At 27.7% G+C, this 14,120-nt stretch carries 13 protein-coding genes and 1 pseudogene; 4 read left to right on the top strand and 10 right to left on the bottom strand.

Annotated features, from left to right (window positions below):
* Nucleotides 1-158 precede the first annotated feature (158 nt).
* The 5 genes from MBFIL_RS08110 to mcm form a co-directional block, all read right to left on the bottom strand.
* Nucleotides 159-344 carry a hypothetical protein gene (locus tag MBFIL_RS08110; protein WP_066973385.1) on the bottom strand — a complete coding sequence of 62 codons (186 nt, stop codon included), beginning with the start codon at nt 342-344 and terminating at the stop codon, nt 159-161.
* 131 nt (nt 345-475) lie between these two features.
* Nucleotides 476-1,435, bottom strand: coding sequence for a tyrosine--tRNA ligase (locus MBFIL_RS08105; RefSeq protein ID WP_066973382.1), 960 nt, complete (start codon nt 1,433-1,435; stop codon nt 476-478).
* A gap of 129 nt (nt 1,436-1,564) precedes the next feature.
* Nucleotides 1,565-2,611: a 60S ribosomal export protein NMD3 gene (locus tag MBFIL_RS08100; RefSeq protein ID WP_066973380.1), complete on the bottom strand. Its 1,047-nt coding sequence runs from the start codon at nt 2,609-2,611 to the stop codon at nt 1,565-1,567.
* 167 nt (nt 2,612-2,778) lie between these two features.
* Nucleotides 2,779-3,186: a translation initiation factor IF-2 subunit beta gene (locus MBFIL_RS08095; RefSeq protein ID WP_066973379.1), complete on the bottom strand. Its 408-nt coding sequence runs from the start codon at nt 3,184-3,186 to the stop codon at nt 2,779-2,781.
* 321 nt (nt 3,187-3,507) lie between these two features.
* Complete coding sequence (mcm, locus tag MBFIL_RS08090; protein ID WP_066973377.1) at nt 3,508-5,508, bottom strand: minichromosome maintenance protein MCM; 2,001 nt, start codon at nt 5,506-5,508, stop codon at nt 3,508-3,510.
* Nucleotides 5,509-6,209: 701 nt separating this feature from the next.
* Here mcm and MBFIL_RS08085 point away from each other — a divergent pair.
* Nucleotides 6,210-6,629 carry a hypothetical protein gene (locus MBFIL_RS08085; RefSeq protein WP_066973375.1) on the top strand — a complete coding sequence of 140 codons (420 nt, stop codon included), beginning with the start codon at nt 6,210-6,212 and terminating at the stop codon, nt 6,627-6,629.
* A gap of 167 nt (nt 6,630-6,796) precedes the next feature.
* Here the strand turns inward: MBFIL_RS08085 and MBFIL_RS08080 are convergent, their stop codons facing one another.
* The 3 genes from MBFIL_RS08080 to MBFIL_RS08070 form a co-directional block, all read right to left on the bottom strand.
* Nucleotides 6,797-7,405, bottom strand: coding sequence for an RlmE family RNA methyltransferase (locus MBFIL_RS08080; RefSeq protein ID WP_066973372.1), 609 nt, complete (start codon nt 7,403-7,405; stop codon nt 6,797-6,799).
* A 159-nt stretch (nt 7,406-7,564) separates the two neighbouring features.
* Nucleotides 7,565-9,112: a flippase gene (locus MBFIL_RS08075; protein ID WP_066973370.1), complete on the bottom strand. Its 1,548-nt coding sequence runs from the start codon at nt 9,110-9,112 to the stop codon at nt 7,565-7,567.
* 566 nt (nt 9,113-9,678) lie between these two features.
* Complete coding sequence (locus MBFIL_RS08070; RefSeq protein WP_066973368.1) at nt 9,679-10,206, bottom strand: YfcE family phosphodiesterase; 528 nt, start codon at nt 10,204-10,206, stop codon at nt 9,679-9,681.
* 312 nt (nt 10,207-10,518) lie between these two features.
* On the opposite strand from MBFIL_RS08070, the gene MBFIL_RS08065 reads away from it, so the two are divergent.
* Both MBFIL_RS08065 and MBFIL_RS08060 read left to right on the top strand, forming a co-directional pair.
* Complete coding sequence (locus MBFIL_RS08065) at nt 10,519-11,034, top strand: DUF2284 domain-containing protein (RefSeq protein WP_211261744.1); 516 nt, start codon at nt 10,519-10,521, stop codon at nt 11,032-11,034.
* Nucleotides 11,035-11,613: 579 nt separating this feature from the next.
* On the top strand, nt 11,614-12,705 hold the full coding sequence (locus MBFIL_RS08060) for a formate--phosphoribosylaminoimidazolecarboxamide ligase (protein WP_066973365.1): 1,092 nt from the start codon (nt 11,614-11,616) through the stop codon (nt 12,703-12,705).
* 114 nt (nt 12,706-12,819) lie between these two features.
* On the opposite strand, the gene MBFIL_RS08055 is transcribed toward MBFIL_RS08060, so the two are convergent.
* Together MBFIL_RS08055 and MBFIL_RS08050 are read right to left on the bottom strand one after the other, a co-directional pair.
* A complete protein-coding gene (locus MBFIL_RS08055; protein ID WP_066973362.1) occupies nt 12,820-13,257 on the bottom strand; it encodes a hypothetical protein in 438 nt (145 codons plus the stop codon).
* Nucleotides 13,258-13,356: 99 nt separating this feature from the next.
* Nucleotides 13,357-13,578 (bottom strand): hypothetical protein, encoded by a 222-nt coding sequence (locus MBFIL_RS08050; protein ID WP_066973360.1) that lies wholly within the window; start codon nt 13,576-13,578, stop codon nt 13,357-13,359.
* A 297-nt stretch (nt 13,579-13,875) separates the two neighbouring features.
* Here MBFIL_RS08050 and MBFIL_RS08045 point away from each other — a divergent pair.
* A pseudogene (locus MBFIL_RS08045) lies at nt 13,876-14,120 on the top strand (hypothetical protein); the annotation flags it as partial.

Raw genomic sequence — 14,120 nt, 5'->3', positions numbered from 1 at the left:
AAACATAAATCACTTAAAACCCAATAAACTAAATAATAATCCTTATTTTAACTTAATATTACTTCATCATCATAATATAAACCAATAAATATCAATTAACTAATCAATAAATTATGGAAGATCTCCTGAAATATGTAAAAAATAATATTTAAAATGTTTTAATACTTACTTATCCTTTCCTTCAATTCTTGAATCATATAATCTTTTGCATTTTCTAATTCTTCAAAAGGTCCTACTAGGACTGGTCCTGCATCTGTTTGTTTTAGTTGTACTTCAAACTTTTGAATTGTGTGAGCTAGAAGTTGTTCTCCAACACCAATTGGTAATTTCATTTCATAATCCATATAAACACTGCCTAATTTTTAATTAAACTATATAAAATAAATTAAATAAATTAAATAAATTCAATGAACAAATAAATTAATAATTGCTGATTAATGTTTAATTATTAGTAATTATTATCTAATATTACTAATTACTCTTCAAAATATTCTCTTACTGGTCTTAAAAATTCTATTAAGTAGGTTGATACTGCATTTTTAAGATCCATTGGATGTAAATCGCCTTTGCTATAGCTAGCTATTAGTTCATCTTTAGTTAGGTTTAGATTTCCTCCAAATTTTTCAGGACGTTCTATTTTTATTTGGTCTTGATTTGGAAAGATGAAATGATTTGCTATTTCTATTATTGGATTTCCTTCAATTTCTTTTACTGGGCAAAAGCCTTTTTTGATTTTGGTTTTGATTTCTTTTTCTGTGTCATCTATTGCTATGAAATTTCCTTTACTTGATGACATCTTATCATCACCATCAGTACCATGTAATAGAGGAGTGTGAATACATACAGGAGTTGGCTGGTCTATCTTTGATAAGTATTCTCTTGCAAGCATTTGTATTTTTCTTTGTTCCATTCCACCTAAAGCTAGATCTACATTTAAGAAAGCCATGTCTACAACTTGCATTAATGGATAAATAACATTAGCAACTTTTGGGTTTTCTGAGTGTCTTGAAACTTGATCCATACTTCGTGTGGCTCTGGTTATTGTGGTTAATGTAGCTAACTTGTAAACATTATCAACATAACCTGGACTTGTTTGGAAAGATGAACCATAGATAAATTCTGTGTCTTCACTTAAACCTAAGGCTTTAAAACACTTTTCATTGTATTTAGCTATTTTTTCTATCTCTTCAATAGTTCCTTTTCCATTTAAATAAGCATGATAATCAGCTAAAAGAATCTTGATTTTAAAACCTAAATCTTGAAGTTGTTTAAGCTTAAAAACTGTGATAGCATGACCTAAATGGATTTTGCCTGAAGGCTCATATCCAGTGTATGCAATTGGATCCTCTTTATCAAATTTCTCTTTAAGCTCATCAATAGTTACTATTTCTAATGTTCCCTCTTCAACAATCACTATTTTTTCTTGAATATCCATATAATCACATGTTTAAGGTATAAGTTAATGTTTAATTAATAATAATTATATTTTTAAATTAAATTATTTAAGTATTTGCATGATAAAAATTGCATTAAAATATCTAAATTATGCTAAATTGTAATTTAATCAATTATTTATCAGATAAAATTCATTTTCAATTCCAATAACATTAACCTCATCACCAATATTAGAATTAATAGCTATTTTATTTAAAGGAAGCTCAATAACTTCATAAGTTATAGGATTTAATATTTGGAATGAATTCGGAGATTTTGAAATTAAAGTAGTCTTTAAAATCTCATTTGATCTTCCAAGAACCTCAATATCATCATAATCTCTCCATTGAATTGAGAATTCCTCAAAAGTTTTAAGATTAATAGCTATTATTTTACTGCCACTTACTGAGGCAACTTGAGCAATTTTATCTTTAAATTCTATAAAATCATTGACTTGGAAGTTTGGAAGTCTTACAGAAATCCATACTCGGTATAATCCTTTTCCAGTTGATTTGTCTTGAGTTATGAGTCTTGGTGATTCTTTTATAACTGCTCCAAATTCCTCTTTAATTTCATTAGCTACTCTTCTTCCAGATTTTGAGGAACCGAAATAATAGTCAATCCCTTCTTTCATTTCGGTTTTTTGAGCAAGATAAGCTAATTTATCTTTTTCAAATTGATTAGCTAATGATTTTTTAATTAAATCATTTGTTTTAGCTATTTCCCTGTGTGTTAATTCTCTTGAATCTGCTCTAAGCTGAATTACAGTTTCATAGTACCCTGAATTCCTTTTACTACATGGAGTACAAACACTTTTATTTAATCTAACATTTGTTTCATACTTTTGAATGACTTCTCTTCCATAAATTGTTATTTTTGCTTCAATATAACATTCAGCTATTGTTCCTCTCATTTGAAGTATTTCTAATTCAATTTCTGGATTTTTAGTAAGTTGATTAATCTCAATAGCATTTTCAAGTACTCTATATATGATTTCATCTTCTAGAAGATATGATTCTTTCCATTTTCCATTTTCAAGTTTAGAATTACAATGAGCACATACAGTAACACTAATATCTTGAGGAATAGTTAGTATTGATAATTGTTTTAAAAAACAGTCTTTACAAAGTCCTTCAATTAATTCATCATCAGAGTCTCCACATTCATGACAAAACATGTCAAAACACCTATTAAAATATAATATCTAAATAAAAAACACTTATTAAAATATAATATCTAAATTTTAATCTTAAAGAAAAAAATAGAAAAATAAATTAAACTTAAAAAGAATAATCTAAATTTAATTAAAAATAGAAAAACAATAAATAAAAGATCAATTAAGTGTTATAATGTTTTAAGTGGAGCTTTAGCACCACATGCTTCACATTTCAAGATAAATATTCTATCTTCTCTTATTATTCTTGTATCTGGTCTGTTACACTCTTGACAATAAACGAATTTTTCAACATATTCATCTAATCTTTCATTTATTAAAAAATGGGTAAACTTACCTTGTAAGATTGCTCTTCCACCTTCTAAATTCCCAGCAGTTCCTAATTCTCTTAATAAAAACTTTAAGAGATGTTGTGGATCTCTGTTTAATGCTTCAGCAATATCTTTAAAGTTTTGAACAAAAGTCCTATTCCCTTGAATTACAGAATAAGCCTTAGGAACACTAAAACGTTTTGTTTCAAATACTTCCGGAGGTAATTGCTCAATTGCCCTATCTAATAAATCATCATAACTTGCCATAATAATCTTCCTCCTAATGAGTAATAATATACTTAATTTATGTTTTTATTAAGTATTGTATCTTCAAACCGAAAATCAGTAATTATAATCCTTAAAATATTATAATTATTTGAATATTGGATTAATTAAACGATAATAGTCATTAAAATGATAAATAAAAATAATAAAATTTTATAAATATATCATTATAATTATTTGTAAATTATCATTATTAAGCTTTGGTATTTTAAAGTGGCACAAATCTTTTTAGTTCTAATTAAGTAATAGATGATAAAAGCATTTATTACACTTGTTTATCTATTTTTAATGAAATTACATAGATTAAACTATCTTCAAGAATCCAGTTACTGGTTCAAAAACTACTCCTTTGTTTTTAAGCTGTTTTATGATTAATTCTACTTTTTCTTCGCTCATTTCATATTGATCAACGAGGTTAGAGGTTAATACATTTATTGGAGCTTTATCCCCATATTCATCTTGTAATTGTTTGATTTCATCCACTACTTTTTGGAGTTTGTCTCTTTCAGATTTTGGAGTTCTTCCTTCTACTTTGTCTATATCTATTTTTCCAGTTTCAGGATCCATTCCAACCTTACTTAAACATGCTTGTTGTAGTTTAACTGCTTTATGAGCATCTTCAGCTAATACTTCATCTCTGAGTCTTATTTTTGCACATGCTTCTGATAAACGAATAATAGCTTCTAATTGTCTTGCTGTTATTGGAACTGGAGAGTCTTCATCCACTGCACTACTTCTCATATTTACATAGAAGTCTTCGAGTACACTGTTAGCTTCATCAGTTAGAACTGGTTTAACATTATTTCTTGCATAAGCAATATATTTTCTAAGAAGTTCTGGTTCAATTTCATAGTCTGCAGAGATCTCTTTGTGAATTTTAAGAATGTGTTTTGCTAATTTTCTATCATTATCAATATTTGGCTTATCTTCAACAATAAATGTCAAATCAAAACGAGATAGAATTGGTGATGGCAATTCAATTTGCTCTGCAACTGATTTATACCTATCAAATCTTCCAAATTTAGGGTTTGCTGCTGCAAGAACTGAACAACGAGAATTTAATGTAGCCATTATTCCTGCTTTAGCTATACTTATAGTTTGTTGTTCTAAAGCTTCGTGAAGTGCAGATCTGTCTTCAGATCTCATTTTATCCAGCTCGTCAACACAAACATTACCCCTATCTCCAAGAACCAATGCTCCTGCTTCTAAGGACCATCCTCCAAGTTCGTCACGAACTGCCGCTGCAGTTAAACCTGCACCTGATGTTCCTTTACCACTGGTATAAATACTTCTTGGAGCAAGTTTTGAGACATATTTAAGCATTTGAGATTTACCAATCCCTGGATCCCCAACAATAAGAATATGAATATCTCCCCTAAGTCTTGTTTTATCTTCAAGCTCTTTAGCTGAGCCTCCAAAGAGTTGTAAAGCTATTGCTTCCTTAACATCTGCATAACCTCTAATAGATGGAGCAGTTGATTTTATAATCTTTTCATAAATGTCAGGATCTTGAGATAACTCAATAACTTTAGCTTCATCCTCTTCACTAAGCTGCAGTTCTTCAAATTCTTGTTCTAAAGGTTCAATATAGTTAGCATATATGTAATTCTTGAATTTACCACTTCGCTCTTCCCTGAAGGTTTTAAGAGTCCCAGTAATTCTAACACTATCTCCAGGATTTAAAGCATCAACTAAATCATCTTCTAATGTAATAAGAATTTGTTTAGGTTCTGTACCTCCAGATAAGTTCTCCAAAGGCTCCTGTATACGTGTTGTTTGCGTGTCAATATATTTACACTCTTCTTGAACCAATTTAAAGGATCTTCCACCACATTCAGTACACATTGAAGGTTCTGTAGTCACTGAACTTGAAGTTTGAACTACCTCATGAATTCTCATACATCCACGACATTCAAAAGTCCCTATTTCAATACGAGGTCTTATTTCATCAGTTTTCCTAACAATCCCATCTACAGATACGAATTTACCAATATATTTACTTAAGAGTACCTTTAAAGGCACATTGTTTGTAAGATTTTGCATTCTAATGTTTAAATCTGCATTTTTCATTAAAGGATCTATGTTTTTAATAGATTTCTCAGCTGATTTAAGAACATCCTCTGGCTTTTCTATTAATAAATCTGCAAGATCTGGGTCAAACATTTCTAAATCTAAATAATCAACATATAATGATCGTTCCTCAGGATATTTTTCCAAAACTTCAAAGAGTTTATCCTTATACTTAGTTGAAAAAAATTCCTCAAATTTTGTAAGTGATGTTTTTGATTTGCTACTTGAATTCATTGTATCAATATTATTTTTAATTATTGAAATATTAATTTAGATGTTGATTTCGAAATTTAAGGAAATCTTCGATTTCCTAATGTTTAAAATTTCTGATTTTAAACAAAATAAAAAATTTTTTCAAAATCCTTTTAATCTATAAAAACTGATTTAACTTCATATGATGATTTTGCAAAATTTTCTATTATTTTAAATCGAAGATTTGAAATTTAGGAAAAAGCTTATTTTTTCCGTTTTGTGAAATCAGTGTATTAAATATCTATTTAATTTTCATTATTAATATTCTTAACTTTCATGAAAAAATTAATATACCAAATACAACATACCAATAATATTATGTTGAATATAAGGAAAATTAAATTAATTAAATATGAAATTAAGCAATTAAACGAAATATTAAAATAAAAAATTTAAATAACCATCATTTAACATAAATAGCTATGAAATTGATTAAAATATCCTATTAATAGCTACAATTTAATTAATTAGTATTTTTAGTATTAATATTATTTACTAATAAATATATACTTCTACCAATTATATAAAATTTATGAATAAGTTAATAATATTAATTAATATCATATAAACAAATTTTATTCAATATAAACAATATTATTCAACAAGATAATAAAACTTATTACATTAACCTTAGTTTAAATTTAATCTTAACCTACAGTTATACTTGTTTAAGAGATGAAAGAATGAAGAGATCACGATTACGTTTATTTAAGAATACATCAATGATGATATCTGTTTTAGGTGTTATAATGGTTGTATCCACTATAATTATTGCAGGATATGTCGGATTCAGCTGGATTTCATCAGGAATATCCAATTCTGTATCATCAGGAGGTCAATACGATCAATTAGCAGTGCTAAACTCCGATTACCAAAAACTTGAAGGAGAACTTACAGACAAAAAAAGCACAATAAATACAGATGACAAAACCAAAAAAAATAAATTAATAGCTGCAGAACTAAACTTAGTAAGAGCAAAATCAGCAATTGACGATGTAGAAAGTGCGCTTAAATCAAAAAAAACAGAAAAAGAAATTGAAGACCGGATAAAAACCGCTCAAACCCAATTAGACACTTCAGGAAATTCTATAAAAGAATTATAGGTGAAACAAGCAATAACTATAAATATATAACCCATTGCAATTTATACAACTACATAATTTATACAGTCACATAACCCATACAACTACATAATTTATACAATCACATAACCCCTACAACTACATAATTTATACAGTTGCATGGATAATTTAATTTACATCCTAAACAATTAAAGCTTATACCCTAGACCTAACAAATACATTTCCGAGCTTTTTTTACGTGACGAAGCAGGTTTTGTAGTTTTAAAGGTTCTAAATTTCTTTTTATTTGCTTTTATTAATTCTTGTGCCTTTTCACCCTGAAAAAACTTAATTAAAATATTTCCATTAACAGCTAAGTGATTATAACAGATATCCATAACATTTTCAAATAAATCCATAGATTTTAAATGATCAAGATTTTTTATACCTGTTAGAGATGGAGAAGCATCAGATATGATAGCATTAGCTTTTCCTTCAAGTTTACTTGAAATAGCTTCTTGAATCTCAGGTGTTGTGAAATCACCACGAATACTATGAAAATTTTCCTCTGTAAATGGTTTCATTCTCTGAAGATCTACAGCTAAAATCATTCCATCTTCTTCAACTCTTTCTAAAGCTACTTGAGACCATCCTCCAGGAGCAGCCCCTAAATCAAGAACTTTGTTCCCTTTTTTAATTATTTTAAATTTCTTATTCAGCTGAAGAAGTTTATATGAAGCTCTTGATCTATAATCTTCGTTTTTAGCCCTTTTATAATATGGATCTCTTTTCTTTTCTACTTGCCATCTACTTCCCATTGTTTTGCACCTTATTTATAGAAAAATTATGTTTATAATATTAAGTATCTGACATTACTAGTTCATATACTTTTAAAAATGAAATAAAATAACACCAAAAATCAATAACTCATCAAGATTTTAAAAAAACGAGGATTTTTTGAAATCTGTGCTAACGAATCAGCGCCTAAATCTAATCAATTTCACTAAGTTATTAATTATAACACTGAAAGGTCCAAGTTTAGATGAAAATTTTAGGAAAAATGAAATGTCTTCTTCATCAAAAGAATTTAAAAAGATTAAAGTTAATAAATATATTAATGGTATGATGACAATAGCTAAAATTAAGCCTAAAATAGTCTGTGGAATGATTAATATCAAGAAAATCATTATGAGTGTAGCTATTAATAGTTTAATGAAAAATTTATAAGGAACCTTAGTTTTTGTTAGTGAAAAGCTTAATTTTAAGATAGGAACCATTATTAAGAAGCATACTATTGTGTTGGCTAATGCTCCACCTACAATTCCAAAAATTGGTATTAAAAACCAGTTTAATAGAAAGGTAGCTACTGTTCCAATGGCTAAAATATACATAGGAATTCTGGGATTTCCTACTCCTTGAATTATACTCGAAGAAATTGCGAACATTGAATAAAAAGCCATTCCAATAACAAGAATACTTAAAACTGATGCTGCTTCAGTAAAATTCGGAAATATTAATTTTAATATGGGATAAGAAAACATGGAAATCCCAATACACATTGGAATAACAATAGCCATTGAATATCTATAAGTTAATGAAACATAGCTATTTAACAACTTTCGATTATTTGTACTAAATGCAGCAGAAACTGCAGGAAGTATTGTAGTTGCAAGTGATGTTGAAATTATAAGTGGAAAGCGAGAAATTGGATCTGCAGCACCAAAATACCCTGTAAATACTGAACCAAGTAAATAAGATATTACAAATGTAGATATTGCAAAAATTCCCATTTCTGCTAAAGAAGTTACAATAACAGGAATTGCAAAAGTTATTATCTTTTTAGCTAATCCTAACTCCTCATGAAAGGACATCCTATGATTTTTATCAGATTTTGAAATATATTTCCCCATATATTTTTTAAATATAAATATAGATAGCACAGCAGATGCAAAAAATCCTATTACTGAACCAAAAACCGCTCCCACCGTAGAATATCCAAGTACAACCAATAAAACTGCAAATACAATCATGAAAACTTGTTCGATAGCTCTTGTACTTAAAATATATTCCATTTTAAAAACACCCTGAAATGCACCCCTAAATGCACCTACAAGAACACTAAATGGAACAATGAAACCAACTGCCTGTAAAGGATATAAAAGACCTGGCATTGTTTCATTTAATCCAGTGTTTAAAGATAAAAATGGAGCAATAACAAAAATTATTAAAAACCCTAAAATTATTCCCAAAAGAAGCATTATTTTTAGTGAAACATAAATTGTAGCTCTAGCAAGGTTTTCTTCACCTATCGCATTATACTGAGAAATATACTTAGCTATTGCTGGAGGAATACCTCCTGCTGCGAGAACTTGAAGAATTCCTTGAAATTGTAGAGTAAAAGTTAAAATACCAAAAGCAGAAGGTCCTAAAAGAGCACCCATTAAAAATTTGTAGATATAACCTCCAATACGAAATATGAAGTTACCTATTAAAATCAGAAAACTTCCTTTAGCTATTTTTGACATTTTAATCTCCAAATTAACTAATATAACAACATCATAAAAGAAAACTAATTAATATAAATCCAAGTTATTTGTAAATAACATCAATATACTTCATGAAAAAAATATAATATGTAATATGTATTATAATTAAATCTTTTTTTAAATTCGATATACATCTAACTAATTTAAAAATAATAAAAAATAAATCATAACCACCTAATTTTAATTTAATAGATAGTTACCCCTTAAAAATAACTATATTTATATAATATTTTAGTATTAGTATATAAAGATATTGTTTAGAAAGGGTCAATGAAATAGATAATCGATTTCAATTTATTCATATTATACTTAATTAAACAGCGCCCCATAATGTTGAATATAATACACTATATTATACCACTTAATTCAATATTCAGTACAAAAATTAATGAAAAAAATAATATAGAATTATAAAAAATATTAAATAAATAATATTAAATAAATAATATTAAATAAATAATATTAAAAACAGCAAAAGTAATAAAAAATGATAATAATAATGTATCAAAAATAGTAATAAGTACTAAGAAATACTGCAAAAATAATTATTTAGTATTTCTTTCTATGTTTAATGCTTTACAAGCTGATTGTCCTATTTTATATAGCTCAAAATCAACTTCTCCATTTTCCACTGTCATTAACATGACTGTTGGGTCTGTTAAAGTTGGGACTGTTGGACTTCCAGGGTTTACAATTATTATTCCATTTGCTTTTTCAATGAATGGCTTATGAGCATGTCCACTAACTAGAACATCTACTTCCAATTCTTTTGCAATATATTCTAATTGTTGAGTATCTGCTTTTGGATAGACTTCTCCATGATTAATTCCTATTTTTATTCCATCAATAGTTATTACTTCACTTTTAGGTAATTCTAAGCCTACTTCTCGATCCATATTTCCTTGTACTACCTTAACTGGAGCTATTTCTTCCAATTTTTTAATGACTTCCATTTTAGTTACATCTCCAGCATGAAGAATAAGTTCCACATCTTTGAAAGCTGTTTTTACAGCTTGAGGAAGTGCATCAACCTGATCATCAATATGTGTATCTGATATTAAACCAATTAACATGTTACCACCTAATTTTTCATGATTTATGTATAATCAAAATATGAATTTCGCAAATATACACATTATTATAATATATGTTAGTAATATATAATAACACTTTGTATTTATTGAAAATATTTAAAATATTATATGAATCAATAGATCCATTATTCCTCAAATAATGCGATCTCAATAAGTAAATTTAGAGAAATCTCGAGAAATCTCTGATTTATCGTTTTTAAAAGTTTGTTTCATAATGTTAAATTTATCATTAAGGAATAATAAATATATTTAATAGAAAACAGTTTTTTTGAGTTTGAAATTATGGATAAAATGGATAAAATAGTAGAATTAATAAATAAGATCAATGATTTTGAAAACATTGATGAATTCATTGAAGCAAAACAAATTAAAGTATCAAGCATCGTGACTGCTCCATGGGTAAGATTTAAATGTAAATATGCATGTAAAAATTATAATACAAATTTAGACTGCCCACCATACACTCCCACACCTGAAGAAATGAGTAAAATTCTAGAATGTTATGATGAAGCTATTTTAGTTCAATGTATGGATAGTAAGGAAACCACTTCAAGAATAGTCCGTGATTTAGAAAAAATAGCTATTGGTATGGAATTTTATAAAGCTATGGCTTTAGGTGCTGGATCATGCAAACGGTGTAAATCTTGTAACCTAACTAACTGTATTAATAGAGATACAACCAGACCATCGATGGAAGCCTGTGGAATTGATGTAATTCAAACGGCTAAAAATAATAATTACGAAATGGTAAAATATGAGGATGATGAAAGGACTTTGTATTATTATGGTGTAGTTTTATTGAAATAGAAAAATTCGATAGATAATTGTACTATAAAATAATTTTTTGTCATCTATTATTGATGACACATAATGAGAATATCATATTATTCCAAAATTGTTAAAACAACTAATTAAACAGACTAAATGTTATTAATTAAATCAATTAGACCATTAATAAAAAAATTTATATCATAATTTGATGAAAAATAAGCATATATCTAATTTAGCAAAGATTAAAAAAAGTCTAATAATTTATCATTTCTAAATATGTGTTTTTTAATATTTAAAAATTTCCTCTAAAAATCAATAAGATAGCTATTTATATATCATGATTAATTATTATATATAGTAAAACTATTTTAACAAGAATATTAACTGAAGATATCATGAAAGTATATATATAATCCTAAAAAAAATAAAATAGTGTAGAAGTATTGAATTATATTCGTTCAAAATCGAAGGAAAAATCCAATACCTAGATACGAACTTAAAAATTAGATAAAATAGTACAAATATATAAGTATAAATAGATTTAGAATTGTATATCTCAAAAAAAATGTGAACTAAGTTAAAATTAATATTTAAATATAAAAAGGAGACAATGAGATGGGAAAAATAGAAAAACAAAATATATTAGATATATTTGACAAGTACGACAAAAATGATATAACCATAGCTACTCTTGGAAGCCATACCTCCTTACATATCCTGCGAGGGGCTAAAGAAGAAGGATTTAACACAGCCATCGTTTGTGAAAATGGTAGAGATGTGCCATATAGACGATTTGATGTTGCTGATGAGTACATAATGGTAGACAAATTTAAAGATATTGTTAATGATGATGTACAAGAAAAATTAAGAGATATGAACAGCATAGTTATTCCTCATGGATCATTTGTAGCTTATGCTGGACTTGATAGGGTTGAAGATGATTTCAATGTCCCCATGTTTGGAAATAGGGATATTTTACGATGGGAAGCTGAAAGAGATTTAGAAAGACAGTTATTAAAAGAAAATGACATCAGAATCCCTTATAAATACGAAAATCCATCAGATATTGATAGAGCCGTTATGGTTAAATTCCCTGGTGCTCGTGGAGGAAGAGGTTACTTCGTTGCATCATCTCCTGAAGAATTCGACAGTAAAATACAATCTATGAAAAATAGAAACTGGATAGAAGATGAAGATGTAGCTAAAGCACATATCGAAGAGTATGTATCTGGGTGTAACTACTGTATACACTATTTTTATTCAGCACTTAACAATGAAGTGGAATTAATGGGGATAGACAGTAGATACGAATCAAGTATTGATGGTATTGTCAGAATGCCTGCTAAAGACCAGTTAGAAGTAGATTTAAGTCCATCATATGTTATAACTGGTAATCATCCAGTAGTTATGAGAGAATCATTACTTCCACAAGTATTTGATATTGGAGATAAATTAGTAAAATCTGCAGCAAAATTAGTAAGTCCTGGAATGAATGGTCCATTTTGTATGCAAACATTAGTAAACGATGATTTAGAAATTATTGTATTTGAAATAAGTGCAAGAACTGATGGTGGAACAAACACTTTCATGAATGGTTCATCTTACAGCTATTTAAAGTATGGTGAACCAATGAGTATGGGTCGTAGAATTGCCCGTGAAATAAAAACAGCACTTGATGAAGATAAGATTGAAAAAATCATTACATAAACCTAAAACAATACATACTAGTATATTATTTCTTTTTTTATCTTTTTTAAGTATTTTATCTTTTTTAAATACTTTTCATTAACATAATATTAAAAATATTAAGAAAATTATTAATTATATATTTTTATTTTTATTTTTATTTTTACCTGACTTCTTATTTTTATTCTGTGGATTGGTTTTTCCTGGTGCCTTAGCATCAGCAATAGCTTTTTTCCTACCTTTTTTAAAATAAGCACCTGTGAAACCACAAAATAATCCAATAGCTATAAAAGATACTAAAATTAAACCAGTTAAATTCTCACCAGTAGCTATACCAAGACGATTAGTGAATACAGTCACAATAAAAAGAGGTAATGTTCCTACTGCTCCAAGAATCATTCCTTGAATAATATTTTGTGACTTATAACCAATAATTAACAAACCTATTGATGAAAAGAATAATAGTACTTCTAAATGAGAATCCATAGCTAAAACAACTATGAATGCAAATAAAAACATTCCAATAACAAACCATTTCCAGTTAATTCCAGTATACAACTCTCTAAATTCCATAACAACACCCAAATATAACAATGAATTAAATTATGTTTTAAGAGATTATAACTATTTCTATTTGATTCTTTCTATTTAACTTTTTAAGCTAACTACTTACTAGACAAATAACCTCCAATTGCACCAGTCATCCCCATTACAATAACAAAATATCTGAAATGAACAATAACTATTGAAATACCAATAAATCCTCCAACAGCCAATTCCTACAGGACCAAAGAATGTTCCAAATAATGTTATACGTATTGAGCCAACTATGGCTCCAAATGAACCAGCTAAAGAAGCATTTAAAAATCCACTATACGCTCCTATACGCTCCATCTTTTAAAAGGACTCCTAGAATAAACACATAGCTAAAAGACCTATAAATTGCCAATTGTCTGAAAATATGTTTACAATCATGCTTAAGATAAATCCTAAAAAACAATATACCATTTAATCATGATATCACCCATATAATAATATATTGTAACTAAAGATTAATAATTATTTATATAAAACAAATATAATTGGCTGTGCAATAATTATTTTTTGATTCTTTTTAGTTATGCTTAGTTTTAAATATTATGGGGTGTAATATATTATTAGTGTTTTTTAGTTTTTGTTGAGTTGGTGTTTATGGTTTTGCATGAAGATAGTATTGGTCAGGTGTTTTTACTTCCTTTGAATTTGAGGGACTTTATTCCAGATAATCATATTTGTTTTTTTATTGAGGAATTGGTTAGTCGGTATGATTTTGGTGATTTGCATTCTAAATATGCTGATACTCCAGGTAAGAAAGCTTATTCTAGGAGAATGCTTGCTAGAAATATTCTTATGGGTCAGATTGATGGTATAAGGTCTGGTCGTAAACTTGAAAAGGC

Source organism: Methanobrevibacter filiformis (assembly GCF_001639265.1).
Taxonomy (GTDB): domain Archaea; phylum Methanobacteriota; class Methanobacteria; order Methanobacteriales; family Methanobacteriaceae; genus Methanacia; species Methanacia filiformis.
This window is presented reverse-complemented; position numbering and strand designations above follow the sequence as displayed.

Bases quoted from the DNA above. Each gene is read 5' to 3' on its own strand.
- MBFIL_RS08110 (WP_066973385.1), bottom strand. From the start codon at position 344: ATGGATTATGAAATGAAATTACCAATTGGTGTTGGAGAACAACTTCTA.
- MBFIL_RS08105 (WP_066973382.1), bottom strand. From the start codon at position 1,435: ATGGATATTCAAGAAAAAATAGTGATTGTTGAAGAGGGAACATTAGAA.
- MBFIL_RS08100 (WP_066973380.1), bottom strand. From the start codon at position 2,611: ATGTTTTGTCATGAATGTGGAGACTCTGATGATGAATTAATTGAAGGA.
- MBFIL_RS08095 (WP_066973379.1), bottom strand. From the start codon at position 3,186: ATGGCAAGTTATGATGATTTATTAGATAGGGCAATTGAGCAATTACCT.
- mcm (WP_066973377.1), bottom strand. From the start codon at position 5,508: ATGAATTCAAGTAGCAAATCAAAAACATCACTTACAAAATTTGAGGAA.
- MBFIL_RS08085 (WP_066973375.1), top strand. From the start codon at position 6,210: ATGAAGAGATCACGATTACGTTTATTTAAGAATACATCAATGATGATA.
- MBFIL_RS08080 (WP_066973372.1), bottom strand. From the start codon at position 7,405: ATGGGAAGTAGATGGCAAGTAGAAAAGAAAAGAGATCCATATTATAAA.
- MBFIL_RS08075 (WP_066973370.1), bottom strand. From the start codon at position 9,112: ATGTCAAAAATAGCTAAAGGAAGTTTTCTGATTTTAATAGGTAACTTC.
- MBFIL_RS08070 (WP_066973368.1), bottom strand. From the start codon at position 10,206: ATGTTAATTGGTTTAATATCAGATACACATATTGATGATCAGGTTGAT.
- MBFIL_RS08065 (WP_211261744.1), top strand. From the start codon at position 10,519: ATGGATAAAATAGTAGAATTAATAAATAAGATCAATGATTTTGAAAAC.
- MBFIL_RS08060 (WP_066973365.1), top strand. From the start codon at position 11,614: ATGGGAAAAATAGAAAAACAAAATATATTAGATATATTTGACAAGTAC.
- MBFIL_RS08055 (WP_066973362.1), bottom strand. From the start codon at position 13,257: ATGGAATTTAGAGAGTTGTATACTGGAATTAACTGGAAATGGTTTGTT.
- MBFIL_RS08050 (WP_066973360.1), bottom strand. From the start codon at position 13,578: ATGGAGCGTATAGGAGCGTATAGTGGATTTTTAAATGCTTCTTTAGCT.